We start from the raw sequence: 19,238 nt of genomic DNA on the forward strand, positions 1-19,238 counted from the left end.
CGCGTGCCACGCATGCGGGTGTCTCAACCGCGCGAAACCGGGCGAGAGACGCATGAGACGAACGTCTCACGCCCGCCGCGTGCTGCGATGCAATGTGATCCGCCGGACCGGATGTGCTACAAGAACATCGAATTCCCCGCCGTACGGAACCGGAGCCGACCATGCCCTACGCCGTCCCCCAGGCCCAGCACGCCGACCGTGTGCTCGGCGCGCTCGCCGGACGCCTGCCCGCGCCGGCCGATTCCGCGCGCCTCGTGTCGTCGTGGCAACGTTCGCTGGAGCGCTACCGTCTCGACCCCGCTTCGTCGATCGGCCCGCGCGTGCTGACCGCGTCCGAGCTGCGCGAAGTGCGCGACAAGGAGGAAGCCTTCCTGCGTGCGTCGGGCCAGTGCCTGACACGGCTGCACGACATGATCCGCGTCGCCGACTACTGCGTGATGCTGACCGACGCGCACGGCGTGACGATCGACTATCGGATCGACCGCGAGCGCCGCAACGACTTCCGCCATGCGGGGCTGCACATCGGCTCGTGCTGGTCGGAAAGCGAGGAAGGAACGTGCGGCGTCGCGAGCGTGCTGACCGATCTCGCGCCGATCACCGTGCACAAGACCGATCACTTTCGCGCGGCGTTCACGACACTCACTTGCAGCGCGGCGCCGATCTTCTCGCCGGGCGGCGAACTGATCGGCGTGCTCGACGCGTCGGCCGTCCATTCGCCCGACGGCCGCGACAGCCAGCGCCTCGTCTACCAGCTCGTGCGGCAGAGTGCGGCGCTGATCGAGGACGGCTACTTCGTGCACAGCACCGCGCAGCACTGGATATTGTTCGGGCATCCGAACCGTCACTACGTCGAAGCGCAACCCGAATGGCTGATCGCGTTCGACGAATGCGGCAATATCGTCGCCGCGAACCGGCAGGCGCGCGATGCGCTGCCGGCGCTGCGCGAACCGCGCCATATCGACGAGATCTTCGACGCAACCGAGATGCCGCTGCGCGATGCCGCGCGGCTCGATACGATCGTCGCGCTGCGGCTGCGCGCGACCGGCGCACCGCTCTATGCGCGGCTGCGTGCGCCGCTACGACGCGCCGGCCGCGAACCCGGCACGGTATCGCGGCGCGCGGGCACCGCGACGCGCCACGTCGGCGCGCTGACGCCGTTCCTGCACAGCAGCGACACGCACATCGCGCAACAGGCGGAACTCGCGCTGCGCGTCGCGAGCAAGCGGCTGCCGATTCTCGTGCTCGGCGAAACCGGTGCGGGCAAGGAAGTGTTCGCGCGCGCGATTCACGATGCCGGTGCGCGGCGCGCGCGGCCGTTCGTCGCCGTCAATTGCGGCGCGCTGCCGGAAGCGCTGATCGAGAGCGAACTGTTCGGCTATGCGGCCGGCGCGTTCACCGGCGCGCGCAAGCACGGCGCACGCGGCAAGATCGCACTCGCCGACGGCGGCACGCTGTTTCTCGACGAAATCGGCGACATGCCGCTCGCGCTGCAGACACGGCTGTTGCGCGTGCTCGCCGACGGCGAGGTCGTGCCGCTCGGCAGCGATACGCCGGTGCGCGTCGACCTCGACGTGATCTGCGCGACGCACCGCGATCTCGCGCGCATGGTGGCTGACGGCACGTTCCGCGAAGATCTGTATTACCGGCTGAGCGGCGCGACGTTCGAACTGCCGCCGCTGCGCAAGCGCGCAGACGTGCGCGACGTGATTGCCGCCGTGTTCGCCGAGGAAGCGCAGGCGACCGGCCACGTCCTCACGCTCGACGCGACGCTCGCCGAACAGCTCGCCGCCTATCCGTGGCCCGGCAACGTACGGCAGCTGCGCAACGTGCTGCGCTATGCGTGCGCGGTGTGCGACGCCGCGCGCGTGACGCGGCGCGACCTGCCGGCCGACCTCGCCGCGCAGCTCGGCGGCGCCCCGGCCGGCGCACTGCCCGACGACGAGCGCGGCCGCATCGTCGCGGCGCTCACCGCGCACCGCTGGCGGCCCGACGCGGCCGCGCAGGCGCTCGGCATCTCGCGCGCGACGCTGTACCGGCGGATCGCGAAACACCGGATCGTCGCGCCGCACCGCGCGTGACGAGCCGGCGCGACCGCCATCACGCGGCCTGCGCTGCCGCTTCGCTTGCTTTCCCGGCCTCACCGGCCGCTTCGTCGCGCCGCACGAACACCTCGTGCGCGGCGAACAGCGCGTTCAGCGCGGCCGGGAAACCCGCGTAGATGGCCACCTGCATGAACACCTCGACGATCTCGTCGCGCGTGCAGCCGACGTTCAGCGCGGCCTCGATATGCACCTTCAGTTGCGGCTGTGCGTTGCCGAGCGCGGCCAGCGCCGCGATCGTCGCGATCTCGCGTGCTTTCAGGTCGAGCTGCGGCCGGCTGTAGATGTCGCCGAAACTGAACTCGACCAGGAGCCGCCCGAAATCCGGCGCGATCGGTGCAAGCGCCGCGATCACGCGTTCGCCCACTTCGCCGTCGATTTCCTTCAGTTTGTTCCAGCCGCGCGTATAACGATCTTCAACGAGTTGTTCCATCGTGTCCGTCCTGTTCCGATTGAGAGTGAGAAGGTGTCGCCCGTCGTTCCGTATCGCGTTCCCGCGCCTCGTAGTACGCGATCTTGTCGCCGATCGCGTCGAGGCTCGCCTGCAGCTCCGCGATATGCGCGCGCACCGCGTCGCGATGCGCAACCAGCAACCGCCGCCGCGCGCCGAACGTCGGCTCGCCTTGCGCGCGCAGCGCCGCGAACTGCTGCATCTGCGCGATCGGCATGCCGGTCGCCTTCAGGCGCATCACGAACGCCAGCCAGTCAAGGTCGGCCGGCGCATAGAGCCGGTGCCCGGCCGCCGTGCGCGAAATCGCGCGCAGCAGGCCGGCCTGCTCGTAATACCGCAACGTATGCGTCGACACGCCGGTCAGCTCGGCGACTTGCCCGATCGTCAGCGGACCGGCGGCGGAAGGTTTGGATACGGTTTTCGACATGGCAGGAACAAGGTTAGGAGTTAGAGCTAACTCTAAGTCAAGCACTATCGAACGGCCAGCGCGACGACAACCCGCAACGCCCCTCGACACCGTAAAGAATGGTCAAAACCGCCGCCCGGCGCGGCTTTCGGCCTTTACAGCGACGCAAGCCTTCAGCAAGATTCGGTCAGCCTGTCTTAAAAAGGGCACGCATTTGTCCTATGCTTAACGGCGACGCCCGGCCAGGTCTCGCCCCGCCGTCCGTTGCAACAGCCATTCATCCGTCAGAACCAGGGAGCCTTTGCCATGCTGAAAAAGCTGCTGATGCTGTTCGTCGCGCTATCGCTGTCGCTCGCCGCAGGCTTTGCCGCAGCCGTCGAAGTCAACACGGCCGACCAGGCCGCGCTCGAAGCCGTGAAGGGTCTCGGGCCCGTCAAGTCGAAGGCGATCATCGACGAACGCACCAAGAACGGCCCATTCAAGGACGCCGACGATCTCGCAAATCGGGTGAAGGGTCTCGGCACGAAATCGGTCGGGCATCTCGAGGAAAACGGCCTGACGATCGGCGGCTCGTCGACGCCGCCGAAAGGCGTGAAGCTGTCGAAGCCGGCCGCGACGACGTCGGCAACGACGTCGACAGGCACCGCATCGACGTCCACGACCGCGACGGCCGGCACGACGGCCACGGCGCCGGCCCCGGCGGCAAGCGCGCCGGATGCGGCCGCGAAGCCCGCCAAGACCAAGCGCGCATCGAAGAAGGAAAAGGCAGCAGCGGCCGCAGCGGCATCCGCCGACGCGGGTGCGAGCGCACCGGCCGCAGCGTCGTCCGCGAAGGCGGCGAAGGGGTCGAAGAAAAAGAGCAAGAAGGACAAGGCAGCCTCCGCCGCCGCGGCGTCGGGCGCCTGATGTGCGCCGCGCGCGCGACGGCGTGCGCGCGGCATTCGTTCAACGGGCGCCCTTATTGCGGCGCCCTTATCGGTAAAGGTGAAGAATCATGGGTCTCCTCGACATCGTCGGCGGTCTGATCGGCGGCCAGGCCGGCGGCAACTCGCAAAGCGCACTGATCACGACCGCGCTCGAATTCATCAACAACCAGCCGGGCGGCCTGAACGGGCTGATCGAGAAGTTCCAGAAAGGCGGCGCCGGCGAGGTCATCGGCTCATGGGTCGGCACCGGCGAGAACCAGCCGATCTCGGCCGACACGCTGCAGAACGTGCTCGGCTCGGACGTCGTCGGCTCGCTCGCGAGCAAGATCGGCATCGATCCGGGTCAGGCCTCGTCGATCCTCGCGCAGGTGCTGCCGCACGTCGTCAACAGCGCGACGCCGAACGGCGAAGTACCGGCCGGCGGCCAGATCGATACGTCGAACGTGCTCGGCACGCTGACGCAGCTCGCCGGCATGTTCGGCGGCAACAAGCAGGCCTGAGCCCGCGCCGCTTCGCGGCCCCCGCTTCATGGCCCAATCGGGCCGCTCCATATGCAAACACCCCGCCGAGGCGGGGTGTTTGTTTTTGCGCGCCCGGCGCGAACCGGGCGTGCGGCCGGTGGCCGGCGTTCAGTGAACGACGCGGTCGAACACGAACTTGCCGTCGTTGACGTCGACCGGAATCACGTCCTTCGGACCGAAGCGGCCCGCGAGGATGAGCTTCGCGACCGGGTTCTCGATCTCCTGCTGGATCGCGCGCTTCAGCGGCCGCGCGCCGAACACCGGATCGTAGCCGACCTTCGCGATCTGCTCGAGCGCCGCTTCCGACACGTCGAGCGCCATGTCGAGCTTCGCGAGCCGGTCGTGCAGACGCGCCAGCTGGATCTTCGCGATCGACTCGATGTTGCTGCGGTCGAGCGCATGGAACACGACGACGTCGTCGATCCGGTTCAGGAACTCGGGGCGGAAATGCTGCTTCACCTCGAGCCACACCGCGTCCTTGATCTCGTCCTGCGGCGCACCGGTCATCGCCTGGATCACCTGCGAGCCGAGGTTCGACGTCATCACGATCACCGTGTTCTTGAAGTCGACCGTGCGCCCCTGCCCGTCCGTCATGCGGCCGTCGTCGAGCACCTGCAGCAGCACGTTGAACACGTCCGGATGCGCCTTCTCGATCTCGTCGAGCAGGATCACGCTGTACGGCTTGCGGCGCACGGCTTCCGTCAGGTAGCCGCCTTCCTCGTAGCCGACATAACCCGGCGGCGCGCCGATCAGCCGCGCGACGCTGTGCTTCTCCATGAACTCGCTCATGTCGATGCGGATCAGGTGCTCTTCCGAATCGAACAGGAACGACGCCAGCGCCTTGCACAGCTCGGTCTTGCCGACCCCCGTCGGGCCGAGGAACAGGAACGAGCCGTACGGACGGTTCGGATCGGCGAGACCCGCGCGCGAGCGGCGGATCGCGTCGGCCACCGCGCCGATCGCCTCATGCTGGCCGACCACGCGCTCATGCAGCTTTTCCTCGATGTGCAGCAGCTTCTCGCGCTCGCCCTGCATCATCCGCGACACGGGAATCCCCGTCGAACGCGACACGACTTCCGCGATTTCCTCGGCGCCGACCTGCGTGCGCAGCAGGCGCGGACGCGTCGGGTTGTGCTGCTCCCGCTCTTCGGCCTGCGTGACCTGCTTCAATTGCGCCTCGAGCTGCGGCAGCTTGCCGTACTGCAGCTCCGCGACTTTCTCCAGCTTGCCTTCACGCTGCAGCCGCGCGATGTCCGCCCGCGCCTTCTCGATCTCTTCCTTGAGCTGCGCGCTGCCCTGCACCGCGGCCTTCTCGACGGTCCAGATCTCCTCGAGGTCCGCGTATTCGCGGCCGAGGCGGTCGATCTCTTCCTCGATCAGCTGCAGGCGCTTCTGCGACGCTTCGTCCTGCTCCTTCTTCACGGCTTCGCGCTCGATCTTCAGCTGGATCAGCCGGCGATCGAGCTTGTCCATCTCTTCGGGCTTCGAATCGATTTCCATCTTGATCTTCGAAGCGGCTTCGTCGATCAGGTCGATCGCCTTGTCGGGCAGGAAGCGGTCGGTGATGTAGCGATGCGACAGCTCGGCCGCGGCAACGATCGCCGGGTCGGTGATGTCGACGCCGTGGTGCAGTTCGTACTTCTCCTGCAGCCCGCGCAGGATCGCGATCGTCGCCTCGACGCTCGGCTCGTCGACGAGCACCTTCTGGAAGCGGCGTTCGAGCGCGGCATCCTTCTCGATGTACTTGCGGTATTCGTCGAGCGTGGTCGCGCCGATGCAGTGCAGCTCGCCGCGCGACAGCGCCGGCTTCAGCATGTTGCCCGCATCCATCGCGCCTTCGGCCTTGCCCGCGCCGACCATCGTGTGGATCTCGTCGATGAAGACGATCGTCTGGCCTTCGTCCTTCGCGATGTCGTTGAGCACGGCCTTCAGCCGCTCCTCGAACTCGCCGCGGTACTTCGCGCCGGCGAGCAGCGCGGCCATGTCGAGCGACAGCACGCGCTTGCCCTTCAGCGTCTCGGGCACTTCGCCGTTGACGATCCGCTGCGCGAGCCCTTCGACGATCGCGGTCTTGCCGACGCCCGGCTCGCCGATCAGCACCGGGTTGTTCTTCGTGCGGCGCTGCAGGATCTGGATCGAGCGGCGGATTTCGTCGTCGCGCCCGATCACCGGATCGAGCTTGCCCGAACGGGCGCGCTCGGTCAGGTCGACCGTGTACTTCTTCAGCGCCTCGCGCTGGCTTTCGGCATCCTGGCTGTGCACCTGCGAGCCGCCGCGCACCGCGGCGATCGCGGCTTCGAGCGCCTTGCGCGTGAGGCCGTGCTGACGCGCGAGCTTGCCGGCGTCGCCCTTGTCGTCGGACACGGCGAGCAGGAACATCTCGCTCGCGATGAACGTGTCGTTGAGCTTCTGCGCTTCCTTGTCGGCCTGGTTCAGCAGCCCGGCCAACTCGCGGCCGATCTGGATGTCGCCGCCCGTGCCCGTGACTTGCGGCAGGCGCGAGATCGCTTCGTTCAGCGCGCCTTGCAGCGCCTGCACGTGAACACCCGCGCGCGACATCAGCGAACGGGCGGAACCGTCGTGCTGTGCGACCAGCGCCGCCAGTACGTGAACGGGTTCGATGTATTGATTGTCGCGGCCTGCCGCAAGGCTTTGCGCGTCCGCGAGTGCTTCCTGGAACTTGGTGGTGAGCTTGTCGATTCTCATTTTGTCGAGACCTCCAATTTTCGATTAACACCAAGATGAGGATGGTTATGCGGCTTTCAAGCGAAATTCGGGTTGATTCAGCGCAAAAAATCGCTGGATGGCAACGCCGCGGCCCAGAGGCGGGACGCGGTCGGATCGCGGCACGCAGTGCCCGCGTGTCAGCCGGCCGTCGACGGCGGCTCGACGGGCGCAGGCGATTCGTCCGGTGACGGCACGGCGCGCACGAGCGCGACCGGACGGATGCCGAGCAACGCAGCAAGCGGCGACGCGGGTTCGACCAGTTCGCCGAGCGTGTGACGATCGAGCTCGGCGAAAAACGCATCGCGCGCGGCCGCCAGCACGCCCTTCAGACGGCACTGCGGCTCGATCACGCAGCCGCGCGACTCGCTGCCGTCGGTCGAAAAGCAGCCGACCAGCGCGAAGTCGTTCTCGGTCGCGCGCACGACCTGGCCGACCGTCAGCAGCAGCGATTCGGGGAACAGCCGCAGCCCGCCGTTGCGGCCGCGGACCGTGTCGACCCATCCCAACTCGCCGAGCTGCTGCACGACTTTCATCAGATGGTTCTTCGAGATGCCGTAGGCGTCCGAGATCTCCTGGATCGTCGCGAGCCCCTCGCCGCGCACGGCAAGGTACAGCATCACGCGCAGCGAGTAGTCGGTGTAGTCGGTGAGTCTCATGGGCGAATACGGAAAAGATCGATCGTGCCCCGATTGCGCGGGCCGGGCCGGTCGGGAAGCGCGCCGGGCCGGCTGACGGTCCCGTTCCACGGCCCCGGGTTGCCCGGATGGCGCGCGCGCAATAAGATGCGTTACATCCGCACGTTTTTCAGGGGTTGTTGGACGCTATTTTGCGTCAAAATTCTGCCGGCGTCCTGCGCGTTGCCCGCGCCGCCGCTTCGTCGTTGCCTCGATCTCCCGGCCCTTTTTGCCATGACCGCCCTGCCTGCCTCGCCCGAAACCGCCCCGGCCCGCCCTCGCGATGCCGAGCCGACCGAAGACAACATCCGCGATCTCGTCTACGCGTTCTACGACCGCGTGCGCGCCGATCCGCTGCTCGGGCCCGTGTTCGACGCGAAGCTGGCCGGCCGCTGGGACGACCATCTGCCGAAGATGGTCACGTTCTGGTCGAGCCTCGTGCTCGGCACCAAGGGCTATCGCGGCAACGTGCAGCAGGCGCACCAGCCGCTCGACGGGATCGAGCCGGCCCATTTCAGCCGCTGGCTGTCGTTGTTCCTGAAGACCGTCGAGGCGCGCTACGCGCCGCCCGCGGCGATCCGCTTCATGGAACCCGCGCTGCGGATCGCACAGAGCCTGCAGTTGAGCCGGTTCGGCTGGGATTACCGGATTCCGCCCGAGCAGCAGGCGCTGCTCGATGCGATCGCGCCGCGCCGCCGCGACGCGGGCGACGATCCGCACGCATTGCCGTCGCGTGCCCGCGGCGAACCGTTTCCGACGAAGATCGTCGGGCGCAGCGCCGATCCGGACGCGTAACGCGCACACATCGCGCGCGACGATTACACACATGCGGCACATCGCCGCATTGCGCGGACGCCGCGCTCAGCGCGGCGTGTTGCCCGATTCGACGCCCCAGCGCGCGAGCGCCGCATCGTCGGTGCTGCGCGCATCGACCCAGCGCTCGCCGTCCGGCGTCGTTTCCTTCTTCCAGAACGGCGCTTCGGTCTTCAGGTAGTCCATCACGAATTCGCACGACGCGAACGCATCGCCGCGATGCGCGGCGACCGTCGCCACCATCACGATCTGGTCGAGCGGCAGGAGCCTGCCGACCCGATGCACGATCGCGACGTCGATGCCCGGCCAGCGCCGGCAGGCCTCGGCGGCGATCTTCTCGAGCGCCTTCTCGGTCATCCCCGGATAGTGCTCGAGCTCCATCGCGGCGACCGAATCGCCTTCGTTCAGGTCGCGCACGGTGCCGACGAAGCACGCGATCGCGCCGATCTTCGGATTGCGCGCGCGCAATGCCGCGACTTCGGCGTTCAGATCGAAGTCGTCGGTCTGGATTTGTATCGTTGCCATCACACGCTCCGGTCCCATGCCAAGCTCAACCGCCCGTCACCGGCGGAAAGAACGCGACCTCGCAACCTTCGGTGAGCCGCGTGTCGGGATCGGTCATCTCATGGTTGCACGCCATGCGCAATGCGCGCCCTTCGGCGAGCGTCTCGGCCCACGCACCGCCGCGCACGCGCAGCCACGCGCGCACGTCGCCGACGGTCGTTACGCTGTCCGGCACGTCGGCCTGCTCGTCGGCGACGCCCAGCGATTCTCGTACGCTTGCAAAAAATTTCAGCTGAATCTTCATGGTTCGGGAAGCCGCCGCGTTACGACAGCAATTCGGAAAACGGAATGAAACGCACGGTCTCGCCTGCGCTGATCGCGTGCTGCGGCGGATTGTCGATCAGGCCGTCGCCCCAGACCGTCGACGTCAGCACCGCCGAGCTCTGGTTCGGGAACAGATCGAGGCCACCGGCCGCATTGACGCGTGCGCGCAGGAATTCGTTGCGCCGGTCGCCCTTGCCTTGCGAAAAGTCGGCGCGCAGCGACAGCGCGCGCGGCGCGACGTCGCGCACGCCGGACAGGCGCAACAGGAACGGCCGCACGAACAGCAGGAACGTGACGAAGCTCGATACGGGGTTGCCGGGCAGCCCGATGAAGTGCGCATCGGGGCGATCGTCACCGCGCCGCACCGCGCCGTACGCGAGCGGCTTGCCGGGCTTCATCGCGATCTGCCACAGCGCGAGCCGCCCTTCGGACTCGACGGCCGGCTTCACGTGATCCTCGTCGCCGACCGATACGCCGCCGCTCGTCAGGATCACGTCGTGATCGCGCGCAGCCTCGCGCAGCGTGTCGCGCGTCGCGGCGAGCGAGTCGGGCACGATCCCGTAGTCGGTCACGTGGCAGCCGAGCCGCTCCAGCAGCCCGCGCAGCGTGAAGCGGTTCGAGTTGTAGATCGCGCCGGGCTTCAGCGGCTCGCCCGGCATCGTCAGCTCGTCGCCGGTGAAGAACACCGCGACGCGAATCCGCCGTGCGACCGACAGTTGCGCACAGCCGACCGACGCGGCAAGGCCGAGCGCCTGCGGCGTGAGCCGCGTGCCGGCCGGCAGGATCACCGCCCCCTGCCGGATGTCCGCGCCCTGCGCGGTGATCCATTCACCGGCCTTCGGCGTATGCAGGATCTCGACCGCATCGCCGTCGGCCGACGTCTGCTCCTGCATCACGACGGCGTCGGCGCCGGGCGGCACCGTCGCGCCGGTGAAGATCCGCGCGGCCGTGCCGGCCGCGAGCGGCACGGCCGGATGACCGGCCGGAATCCGCTGCGACACCGGCAGACGCCGCTCGCCGTGCAGCAGGTCGGCGACGCGCACCGCATAACCGTCCATCGCGCTCGTATGCATCGGCGGCACGTCGAGCGGCGAGCTCACGTCGGCCGCCAGCACGCGGCCGAGCGCGTCGAGCGTGGCGACGGTTTCGGTGCCGGGCAGCGGCTTCGCGGCATCGAGCAGCGCGGCGAGCGCCTCGGCGGTCGACAGCATCGGCGCGCGCGGCGCCGCGGGATTCGGGTTCGACATCGATGGAATCGGGGAACGTTGGAGTCAATACGTCATTGTAGCGACGCCGTCGCGCGGGCGCGCGATATGGCCGACATGCGAGAACTGTGATCGTCGTGGACGCGCGGGTCTGGCACCTGCGGGTCTGGCACCTGTTTCGTGCGACGTTCGACGGCAGACGCGCGGCGGGCTGCCGAACGCGTGCATATCGCAGTACCGCTGCACCGCACCACCAAACGAAACGGCCGGAACCCCGATCCGTTCGACGAATCGGCATTCCGGCCGTCCTGCGCAGCCGGGCCCGCGGGCCCGGCCGTGCGTCACGCGCCCGTATGCGCGGCGATGAAATCCTTCACCTGCTGCGCGTCGGCCTTCACGACCTCGAAGCGCTGCGGCAGCGCCTCGAGCCCGTCGAATGCGGCCGGCCGCTCGGCTTCGCGATCGAGCGCTTCACGGATCGTCTCGCCGAACTTGATCGGCTGCGCCGTCTCGAGCACGACCATCGGCACGCCTGCGTCGAGATGCTCGCGCGCAACCTTCACGCCGTCGGCCGTGTGCGTATCGATCATCGTGTCGTAGCGCGAGAACACGTCGCGGATCGTCGCGATGCGGTCCGTATGGCTGCTGCGGCCCGACACGAAGCCGAACTCCGCGACGCGCGCGAAATCGCCGCTCGCCGCGAGATCGAAGCCGCCCTTCTCCTCGACGTCGCGGAACAGCTGCATCACGCGCGCCGGATCGCGGCCGAGCAGGTCAAACACGAAGCGCTCGAAGTTCGACGCCTTCGAGATGTCCATGCTCGGGCTGCTCGTGTGATACGTATTCTCGGCGCTGCGCACGCGATACGCGCCCGTGCGGAAGAACTCGTCGAGCACGTCGTTCTCGTTGGTCGCGACCACGAGCTTCGCGATCGGCAGCCCCATCATCCGCGCGATGTGGCCCGCGCACACGTTGCCGAAGTTGCCCGACGGCACCGTGAACGACACGCGCTCGTCGTTGGACTGCGTCGCCGCGAAATAGCCCTTGAAGTAGTACACGACCTGCGCGACGACGCGCGCCCAGTTGATCGAGTTGACCGTGCCGATCTTCTGCTGCGCCTTGAACGCGTGATCGTTCGACACGGCCTTCACGATGTCCTGGCAGTCGTCGAACACGCCTTCGACCGCGAGGTTGAAGATGTTCGGATCCTGCAGGCTGAACATCTGGGCCGTCTGGAACGCGCTCATCTTCTTGTGCGGCGACAGCATGAACACGCGCACGCCGGCCTTGCCGCGCATCGCATATTCGGCCGCGCTGCCCGTGTCGCCCGACGTCGCGCCGAGAATGTTCAGCGCTTCGCCGTGCTTCGCGAGCGTGTACTCGAACAGGTTGCCGAGCAGCTGCATCGCCATGTCCTTGAACGCGAGCGTCGGGCCGTTCGACAGTTCGAGCAGCGAGATCGGCGCGCCGTTCTCGGTGCCGAGCGTCTTCAGCGGCGTGATGTCGGCTGCGTTCTCGCCGTGGCGCGTGTTGCTGTACACGTCGGCCGTGTACGTGCGGCGCGTGATCGCACGCAGGTCGTCGGCCGGCACGTCGTCGCAGAACTTCGACAGGATCTCGAATGCGAGATCCGCGTACGGCAGCGCGCGCCAGCGCGCGAGCTCGTCGGTGGACACCTTCGGATACTCGGCCGGCAGGTAGAGCCCGCCGTCCTTCGCGAGGCCGCCGAGCAGGATGTCGGAGAACGTATGGCGCTCGCCGAAGCCGGCGCCGCGCGTGGAGATGTAGTTCATGTCTTCCGCCTCAGTTCAGCGCTTCCATGCGCAGCTTCGTCACCTTCGACACGACCGTCGCGAGGCTCTCGATCTGCGCGATCGCCGCGTTGACGTTCTTCTCGAGCGTCTCGTGGGTGATCAGGATGATGTCGGTCTCGCCGTTCGCGCCGTCGACCTGCTCCGATTCCTTCTGCAGCAGCGCGTCGATCGAAATGCCCGATTCGGCGAGGATGCGCGTGATGTTGGCGAGCACGCCGGTCTGGTCGGCCACCCGCAGGCGCAGGTAGTAGCCGCTCGTGACTTCCTCGATCGGCAGGATCGGCGTGTTCGACAGGCTGTCGGGCTGGAACGCGAGGTGCGGCACGCGATGCTCGGGGTCGGCCGTGTGCAGGCGCGTGACGTCGACGAGATCGGCGACCACCGCCGACGCGGTCGGCTCCGCGCCCGCGCCCTTGCCGTAGTACAGCGTCGTGCCGACCGCGTCGCCGTGCACGACGACCGCGTTCATCGCGCCTTCGACGTTCGCGAGCAGGCGCTTTTCCGGGATCAGCGTCGGGTGCACGCGCAGCTCGATGCCGTTTTCGGCGCGGCGCGCGATGCCGAGCAGCTTGATCCGGTAGCCGAGTTCTTCCGCGTAGCGGATGTCGGTTGCGTCGAGCTTGCTGATGCCCTCGACGTACGCACGGTCGAACTGCACCGGCACGCCGAACGCGATCGCGCTCATGATCGTCGCCTTGTGCGCGGCGTCGATGCCTTCGATGTCGAAGGTCGGATCGGCTTCCGCGTAGCCGAGCTCCTGCGCGGCCTTCAGCGCGGTCGCGAAGTCGAGCCCGCGGTCGCGCATTTCCGACAGGATGTAGTTCGTCGTGCCGTTGATGATGCCCGCGATGTACTGGATGCGGTTCGCGGTCAGGCCTTCGCGCAGCGCCTTGATGATCGGGATGCCGCCGGCGACGGCCGCCTCGAACGCGACCATCACGCCCTTCGCGCGCGCGGCCTCGAAGATCTCGGTGCCGTGCACCGCGAGCAGCGCCTTGTTCGCCGTCACGACATGCTTGCCGTTCGCGATCGCGCGCAGCACGAGCTCGCGCGCGATGCCGGTGCCGCCGATCATCTCGGCGATGATCGCGATCGACGGATCGTCGACCACCGAATTGAAATCGTCGGTGATCTGCGCGGCGCCGGCGTCGCCGCCGAGCGCAGCCTGCGCCTTGGCCGGGTTGCGCACGGCAATGCGCGTCACCTCGATGCCGCGCCCCGCGCGTCGCTTGATTTCTTCCTGGTTGCGGCGCAGCACCGTGAAGGTGCCGCTGCCCACCGTGCCGAAGCCCAACAGGCCAACTTTGATCGGTTCCATGCTGCGTGTGATCGATGAGTAAGAAGTAATGGGTTCCGTGTGGTCCTGCCCGCTCAGGCCGAATGGCGCTTGCGGTAGCCGTCGAGGAAGCGTGCGATCCGGTTGATCGAATCGGTCAGGTCGTCGAGGTTCGGCAGGAAGACCACGCGGAAGTGGTCCGGCGTCGCCCAGTTGAAACCCGTGCCCTGCACGAGCAGCACGCGCTCTTCGAGCAGCAGGTCGAGTATGAACTGCTGGTCGTTCTGGATCGGATAGATTTTCGGATCGAGGCGCGGGAACATGTACAGCGCGGCCTGCGGCTTCACGCAGGTCACGCCCGGAATCGACGTGAGCATGTCGTACGCGAGCTCGCGCTGCTTGTACAGGCGCCCGCTCGGCACGATCAGCTCGTTGATGCTCTGGTAGCCGCCGAGCGCCGTCTGGATCGCGAACTGCCCCGGCACGTTCGCGCACAGGCGCATCGACGACAGGATGCCGAGCCCCTCGAGGTAGTCCTTCGCGCGCCGGCGGTTGTCGCCGCCGAGGCCCGACACGGCCATCCAGCCCGCGCGGTAGCCGCACGAGCGATAGCTCTTCGACAGGCTGTTGAACGTGACGGTGATCACGTCCTCCGACAGCGAGCCCATCGCCGTGTGCTCGAGGCCGTCGTAGACAATCTTGTCGTAGACCTCGTCGGCAAACACGATCAGCCCGTGCTGGCGCGCGATCTCGAGCAGCTCCAGCAGCAATTCGTCGGAATAAAGCGCGCCCGTCGGGTTGTTCGGGTTGATCACGACGATCGCCTTCGTGTTCGGCGTGATCTTGCGGCGGATGTCGTCGAGATCGGGCATCCACGCGTTCTGCTCGTCGCACACGTAGTGCACGGGCGTGCCGCCCGACAGGCTCACCGCGGCCGTCCACAGCGGGTAGTCGGGCGCGGGCAGCAGCACTTCGTCGCCGTCGTTCAGCAGCGCCTGGGTCGCCATCACGATCAGCTCGGACGCGCCGTTGCCGATGTAGATGTCGTCGAGGCCGACGCCCACGACGCCCTTTTCCTGCGTGTAGTGCATCACGGCCTTGCGGGCCGAGAACACGCCCTTCGAATCCGAATAGCCCGACGACGCCGGCAGGTTGCGGATCATGTCCTGGATGATCTCGTCCGGTGCGTCGAAGCCGAACGGCGCGAGGTTGCCGATGTTCAGCTTGATGATGCGGTGGCCTTCTTCCTCGAGGCGCTTCGCGTGCTCGAGCACCGGGCCACGGATGTCGTAGCAGACGTTGAGCAGCTTGTTCGACTTCTGAATCGGTTTCACGACGACACGGTTCCTGGGTTGGCCTTGCGGCCGGGGGGACGGGATCAAAACTGGAAAGCGGCCGGTCTGTGCGCGCTGTCTAGACTGGGAAAAAGCGGGCGATCGGGCGCGGCTTGTGGCAGCGCGCGATGCAAGTGGCGCCCGGGGGCGACCAAAAAGTTATAATTTAGCGGATTTTGGCCGACTTTCGCAATGCACCATAGCCGCGCCGGGCCCGCGCCGTCAGGCGTCCCGCGTGCACAGGCGCGCGAAACCGGCCGCCCCGGGCCCGTGCGGCCCTGCAACACATTCCCCTACGGAACCGCGGAATACCGATTTGAAACTGCACCAGGACGCGAGCGGCGCGCTCAACACCGTCACCGGCTACGGCCCCGATTATGTCGACGTCAATCTCGAACGCCATGAAACGAGCGTCATCGTGCTGCCCGGCGCGCCGGTCCAGGCATGGCCCGTGTCGTCGTTCGACGCGCTCGCGCCCGAGCATTTCGCGATGCTGCTCGACCCGACGCCCGAACTCGTGATCTTCGGCAGCGGCGCGCGGCTGCGCTTCCCGCACCCGCGGCTGGTCGCCGCGCTCACGGCCAGGCGGATCGGCGTCGAGACGATGGATTTCCAGGCCGCGTGCCGCACCTACAACATCCTGATGGCCGAGGGCCGCAAGGTCGCCGCTGCGCTCTTAATTGAACGTTAATCCCCGATGCGGTAAAACTCGGGCCGGCGCAGCGGGTCGATCCCCGGATCGGCCCGGCCAGGCCGCCCGCCCCCGGCGCAACCCGCCGGCGGCCCGTCACAACAACCAACAGGCTGAAAACCCATGAACGATACGCCGTCGAGGCTACCGCTCAATCGCATCACGCTCGTCCTCCTGCTCGTCGCGCTCGCGATCGTCTGGTTCGCGCCGCTCGGGCTGCGCCACCTGATCCCGAGCGACGAAGGCCGCTACGCGGAGATGGCGCGCGAGATGTTCGTCACCGGTGACTGGATCACGCCGCGCTACAACGGCTACAAGTACTTCGAGAAGCCGCCGCTGCAGACCTGGCTGAACGCGCTGACGTTCGCATGGTTCGGCATCGGCGAATGGCAGGCGCGCCTCTACACGGCCGTCGTGAGCTTTGCCGGCGTGCTGCTCGTCGGCTTCACCGGCGCGCGCCTGTTCAACCCGCTGTCGGGCTTCCTCGCGGCCGTCGTGCTCGCGAGCTCGCCGTACTGGAACCTGATGGGCCACTTCAACGCGCTCGACATGGGGCTCGCGTTCTGGATGGCGCTGTCGCTGTGCTCGCTGCTGCTCGCGCAGCGGCCCGGGCTGCGCCCGGCCGCGGCGCGCGGCTGGATGTGGGCGTGCTGGGCCGCGATGGCGTTCGCGGTGCTGTCCAAGGGCCTCGTCGGCCTGATCCTGCCCGGCGCCGTGCTCGTGCTCTACACGCTGATCGCGCGCGACTGGGCGCTGTGGAAGCGCCTGTATCTCGTCAGCGGCCTCGTGATCTTCTTCGCGATCGTCACGCCGTGGTTCGTGCTCGTCCAGCAGCGCAACCCCGAGTTCTTCAACTTCTTCTTCATCGTCCAGCAGTTCCGCCGCTACCTGACCCCGGAACAGAACCGCCCGGGACCGCTGTACTACTTCGTGCCGGTGCTGCTGGTCGGCTTCCTGCCGTGGCTGTCGGTCGCGTGGCAGAGCATCCGCCATGCGCTGCGGATGCCGCGCCAGCCGAACGGCTTCTCGCCGATGCTCGTGCTGCTGATCTGGAGCGCGTTCATCTTCCTGTTCTTCAGCGCGTCGCATTCGAAGCTGATCTCGTATGTGCTGCCGATCGCGCCGGCGCTCGCGCTGATCATCGGCGCGTACCTGCCGCTGGTGTCGGCCGACCGGTTCCGCCGCCACCTGCTCGGCTACCTCGTGTTCTTCGTCGCCGCGGCATTCGGGATCATCTTCCTCGCGTACCAGGGCGATGCCCGCACGCCGAACGCGCTGTACCGCGCATTCCAGATGTGGCTGTACGCGGGCCTCGCGATCGCGGCCGCGCTGACGCTCGCGGCCGCGTGGCTGAACCGCCGCGCGGGCGTGGCCGCCGCGATCGCCGCGTTCGGCGCCGCCTGGCTCGCGTTCGGCACGATCGGCGGCACCGGGCACGACGAGTTCGGCCGCTACAGCTCGGGCGCGCAACTCGCGCCCGCCGTGCGCGCCGAACTGGCGAAGCTGCCGCCCGACACGCCGTTCTACTCGATCGAGATGCTCGATCACACGTTCCCGTTCTATATGGGCCACACGACGATCATGGTCCAGCGTCAGGACGAACTCGCGTTCGGGATCTCGGTGGAGCCGAACAAATGGATTCCGACCGTCAACGAATGGATCACGCGCTGGAAACAGGAAACCCATGCGCTCGCGATCATGCCGCCCGGCCAGTACGACGCGCTGGTCAAGCAAGGCGTGCCGATGCGCGTGATCGCGCGCGACAACCGCCGCGTGATCGTCGAGAAACCGCAATCGTAAGGACGCCCGCCGCATGAATCCCGTTTCGTTCGTCTGCATCATCACCGGCGTGATGCTCAACGCCTGTGCGCAACTTCTGCTGAAAGCCGGCGTCAACGCCGTTGGACACTTCGAATTCAGCCGTGCGAACATCATCCCGGTCGGCCTGAAGATCGCGACCCAGCTGCCGATCATCGGCGGCCTGAGCTGCTACGTGCTGAGCGTCGTCGTCTGGATCCTCGGGTTGTCGCGGGTCGACGTGTCGATCGCGTACCCGATGCTGTCGCTCGGCTACGTCGTCAACGCATTCGCGGCCTGGTACCTGTTCGGCGAGGTGTTGTCGGTCCAGCGGCTCGTCGGCATCGGCATCATTTTGATCGGGGTGCTCGTGCTTGCACGAAGCTGAGCATGCCTCGCGGCGTTAAGCGTCTGCCTACAAAAAATCACGGTACGAATCCGCCAACCGGTGTTTAATGCCGGTTTCGGACGGGATTGCCCGACCCTTTTATTACACGCCATTACAGGCCAAAAGCGTTCATGAGCCAGACTACCGCTCCGTTTCTGCCGTTCACCCGCCCCGAGATCGATGAGGAAACCATCCAGGGCGTCGTCGAAGTGCTGCGCTCGGGCTGGATCACCACCGGCCCGCAGTGCCAGAAATTCGAAGCGGCACTGTCCGAATACTGCGGCGGCCGTCCGGTCCGCGCGTTCAACTCGGGCACCTGCACGCTCGAGATCGGCCTGCGCATCGCGGGCGTCGGCGCCGGCGACGAGGTGATCACGACGCCGGCGTCGTGGGTCTCGACCAGCAACGTGATCCTCGAGACGGGCGCGACGCCCGTGTTCGCGGACATCGATCCCGTCACGCGCAACATCGACCTCGACAAGCTCGAGCAGGCGATCACGCCGCGCACGAAGGCGATCATCCCCGTCTACCTGGCCGGCCTGCCGGTCGACATGGACCGCCTGTACGCGATCGCGCGCGCGCACAACCTGCGCGTGATCGAAGATGCGGCGCAGGCGCTCGGCTCGACGTGGAACGGCAAGCGCATCGGCGCGTTCGGCGACATCGTGTCGTTCAGCTTCCACGCGAACAAGAACCTGACGACGATCGAAGGCGGCGCACTCGTGCTGAACAACGAGGACGAAGCGACGCTCGCACAGAAGTACCGGCTGCAGGGCATCACGCGCACGGGCTTCGACGGGATGGACTGCGACGTGCTCGGCGGCAAGTACAACCTGACCGACGTCGCCGCGCGCGTCGGCCTCGGCCAGCTGCCGCACCTCGAGCGCTTCACCGCGCAGCGCCGTGCGCTCGCGCGCGCGTATTTCGCCGCGTTCGACGGCGGCCCGGCCGCGAAGCTCGGCGTCGGCCTGCCGGTCGCCGAATTCGAGAACGGCAACTGGCACATGTTCCAGATCACGCTGCCGCTCGAGCGGCTGTCGATCCCGCGCGCCGAGTTCATGGCGCAGATGAAGGAACGCGGCATCGGCACGGGCATCCACTACCCGGCGATCCATCTTTTCACGCTGTACCGTGCGCGCGGCTTCAAGGAGGGCATGTTCCCCCACGCCGAACGGTACGGCGCGTCGACCGTCACGCTGCCGCTGTTCACGCAGATGACGGAGGGCGACGTGCGTCGCGTGGTCGACGCCATCAACCAGATTTGTGAACAATACGGAAAATAAGCGTA

The 19,238-nt window shown here is 67.3% G+C and carries 18 protein-coding genes; 8 read left to right on the plus strand and 10 right to left on the minus strand.

Translation table 11 applies throughout. The annotated features are described in order from the left end of the window. The first annotated feature begins 161 nt into the window (after window positions 1-161). Complete coding sequence (locus ACM6JT_RS16935) at window positions 162-2,078, plus strand: sigma-54-dependent Fis family transcriptional regulator (RefSeq protein ID WP_034181260.1); 1,917 nt, start codon at window positions 162-164, stop codon at window positions 2,076-2,078. A gap of 19 nt (window positions 2,079-2,097) precedes the next feature. Here the strand turns inward: ACM6JT_RS16935 and ACM6JT_RS16940 are convergent, their stop codons facing one another. Continuing rightward, window positions 2,098-2,532, minus strand: a complete 435-nt coding sequence (locus ACM6JT_RS16940; RefSeq protein WP_034181259.1) for a carboxymuconolactone decarboxylase family protein — start codon at window positions 2,530-2,532, stop codon at window positions 2,098-2,100. Continuing rightward, window positions 2,516-2,977 (minus strand): MerR family transcriptional regulator, encoded by a 462-nt coding sequence (locus ACM6JT_RS16945; protein WP_105392284.1) that lies wholly within the window; start codon window positions 2,975-2,977, stop codon window positions 2,516-2,518. Before ACM6JT_RS16945 ends, ACM6JT_RS16940 begins: the two co-directional genes overlap by 17 nt. Before the next feature lie 285 nt (window positions 2,978-3,262). Here ACM6JT_RS16945 and ACM6JT_RS16950 point away from each other — a divergent pair, with 285 nt between their 5' ends. Further along, window positions 3,263-3,862: a ComEA family DNA-binding protein gene (locus ACM6JT_RS16950; RefSeq protein WP_105392285.1), complete on the plus strand. Its 600-nt coding sequence runs from the start codon at window positions 3,263-3,265 to the stop codon at window positions 3,860-3,862. 88 nt (window positions 3,863-3,950) lie between these two features. Then, window positions 3,951-4,382 (plus strand): YidB family protein, encoded by a 432-nt coding sequence (locus tag ACM6JT_RS16955; protein ID WP_105392286.1) that lies wholly within the window; start codon window positions 3,951-3,953, stop codon window positions 4,380-4,382. A 129-nt stretch (window positions 4,383-4,511) separates the two neighbouring features. On the opposite strand, the gene clpB is transcribed toward ACM6JT_RS16955, so the two are convergent. Beyond that, window positions 4,512-7,109: an ATP-dependent chaperone ClpB gene (gene clpB, locus ACM6JT_RS16960; protein ID WP_034181255.1), complete on the minus strand. Its 2,598-nt coding sequence runs from the start codon at window positions 7,107-7,109 to the stop codon at window positions 4,512-4,514. A gap of 158 nt (window positions 7,110-7,267) precedes the next feature. Then, complete coding sequence (locus ACM6JT_RS16965) at window positions 7,268-7,786, minus strand: Rrf2 family transcriptional regulator (RefSeq protein WP_414856893.1); 519 nt, start codon at window positions 7,784-7,786, stop codon at window positions 7,268-7,270. Between the two features lie 252 nt (window positions 7,787-8,038). Between ACM6JT_RS16965 and ACM6JT_RS16970 the strand changes: the two genes are divergently transcribed. After that, window positions 8,039-8,599 carry a group III truncated hemoglobin gene (locus tag ACM6JT_RS16970; protein ID WP_175750307.1) on the plus strand — a complete coding sequence of 187 codons (561 nt, stop codon included), beginning with the start codon at window positions 8,039-8,041 and terminating at the stop codon, window positions 8,597-8,599. A 66-nt stretch (window positions 8,600-8,665) separates the two neighbouring features. On the opposite strand, the gene ACM6JT_RS16975 is transcribed toward ACM6JT_RS16970, so the two are convergent. From ACM6JT_RS16975 to ACM6JT_RS17000, 6 genes are all read right to left on the minus strand, one after another. Then, entirely contained in the window at window positions 8,666-9,142 is a 477-nt protein-coding gene (locus ACM6JT_RS16975; RefSeq protein WP_414856894.1) for a molybdenum cofactor biosynthesis protein MoaE, read from the minus strand. Window positions 9,143-9,167: 25 nt separating this feature from the next. After that, entirely contained in the window at window positions 9,168-9,425 is a 258-nt protein-coding gene (gene moaD, locus ACM6JT_RS16980) for a molybdopterin converting factor subunit 1 (RefSeq protein WP_105392288.1), read from the minus strand. Window positions 9,426-9,444: 19 nt separating this feature from the next. After that, window positions 9,445-10,692 carry a gephyrin-like molybdotransferase Glp gene (gene glp / locus ACM6JT_RS16985; protein WP_105392289.1) on the minus strand — a complete coding sequence of 416 codons (1,248 nt, stop codon included), beginning with the start codon at window positions 10,690-10,692 and terminating at the stop codon, window positions 9,445-9,447. 299 nt (window positions 10,693-10,991) lie between these two features. After that, window positions 10,992-12,443 (minus strand): threonine synthase, encoded by a 1,452-nt coding sequence (gene thrC, locus ACM6JT_RS16990; RefSeq protein WP_175750305.1) that lies wholly within the window; start codon window positions 12,441-12,443, stop codon window positions 10,992-10,994. Between the two features lie 10 nt (window positions 12,444-12,453). Then, window positions 12,454-13,782, minus strand: coding sequence for a homoserine dehydrogenase (locus ACM6JT_RS16995; protein ID WP_034181249.1), 1,329 nt, complete (start codon window positions 13,780-13,782; stop codon window positions 12,454-12,456). A 53-nt stretch (window positions 13,783-13,835) separates the two neighbouring features. Beyond that, on the minus strand, window positions 13,836-15,074 hold the full coding sequence (locus ACM6JT_RS17000; protein ID WP_034181248.1) for a pyridoxal phosphate-dependent aminotransferase: 1,239 nt from the start codon (window positions 15,072-15,074) through the stop codon (window positions 13,836-13,838). Window positions 15,075-15,390: 316 nt separating this feature from the next. On the opposite strand from ACM6JT_RS17000, the gene ACM6JT_RS17005 reads away from it, so the two are divergent. The 4 genes from ACM6JT_RS17005 to ACM6JT_RS17020 all read left to right on the plus strand — a co-directional run bounded on the left by ACM6JT_RS17005 (window position 15,391) and on the right by ACM6JT_RS17020 (window position 19,233). Next, window positions 15,391-15,765 (plus strand): Mth938-like domain-containing protein, encoded by a 375-nt coding sequence (locus ACM6JT_RS17005; protein ID WP_034181247.1) that lies wholly within the window; start codon window positions 15,391-15,393, stop codon window positions 15,763-15,765. Between the two features lie 123 nt (window positions 15,766-15,888). Further along, window positions 15,889-17,565 (plus strand): glycosyltransferase family 39 protein, encoded by a 1,677-nt coding sequence (locus ACM6JT_RS17010; protein ID WP_034181246.1) that lies wholly within the window; start codon window positions 15,889-15,891, stop codon window positions 17,563-17,565. Window positions 17,566-17,578: 13 nt separating this feature from the next. Beyond that, window positions 17,579-17,950 (plus strand): SMR family transporter, encoded by a 372-nt coding sequence (locus ACM6JT_RS17015; RefSeq protein ID WP_034181245.1) that lies wholly within the window; start codon window positions 17,579-17,581, stop codon window positions 17,948-17,950. Between the two features lie 131 nt (window positions 17,951-18,081). Further along, window positions 18,082-19,233 (plus strand): DegT/DnrJ/EryC1/StrS family aminotransferase, encoded by a 1,152-nt coding sequence (locus tag ACM6JT_RS17020; RefSeq protein WP_034181244.1) that lies wholly within the window; start codon window positions 18,082-18,084, stop codon window positions 19,231-19,233. The last annotated feature ends 5 nt before the right edge of the window (window positions 19,234-19,238 follow it).

Source organism: Burkholderia sp. IT-111MI5 (genome assembly GCF_949752865.1).
Lineage (GTDB): Bacteria > Pseudomonadota > Gammaproteobacteria > Burkholderiales > Burkholderiaceae > Burkholderia > Burkholderia pyrrocinia_C.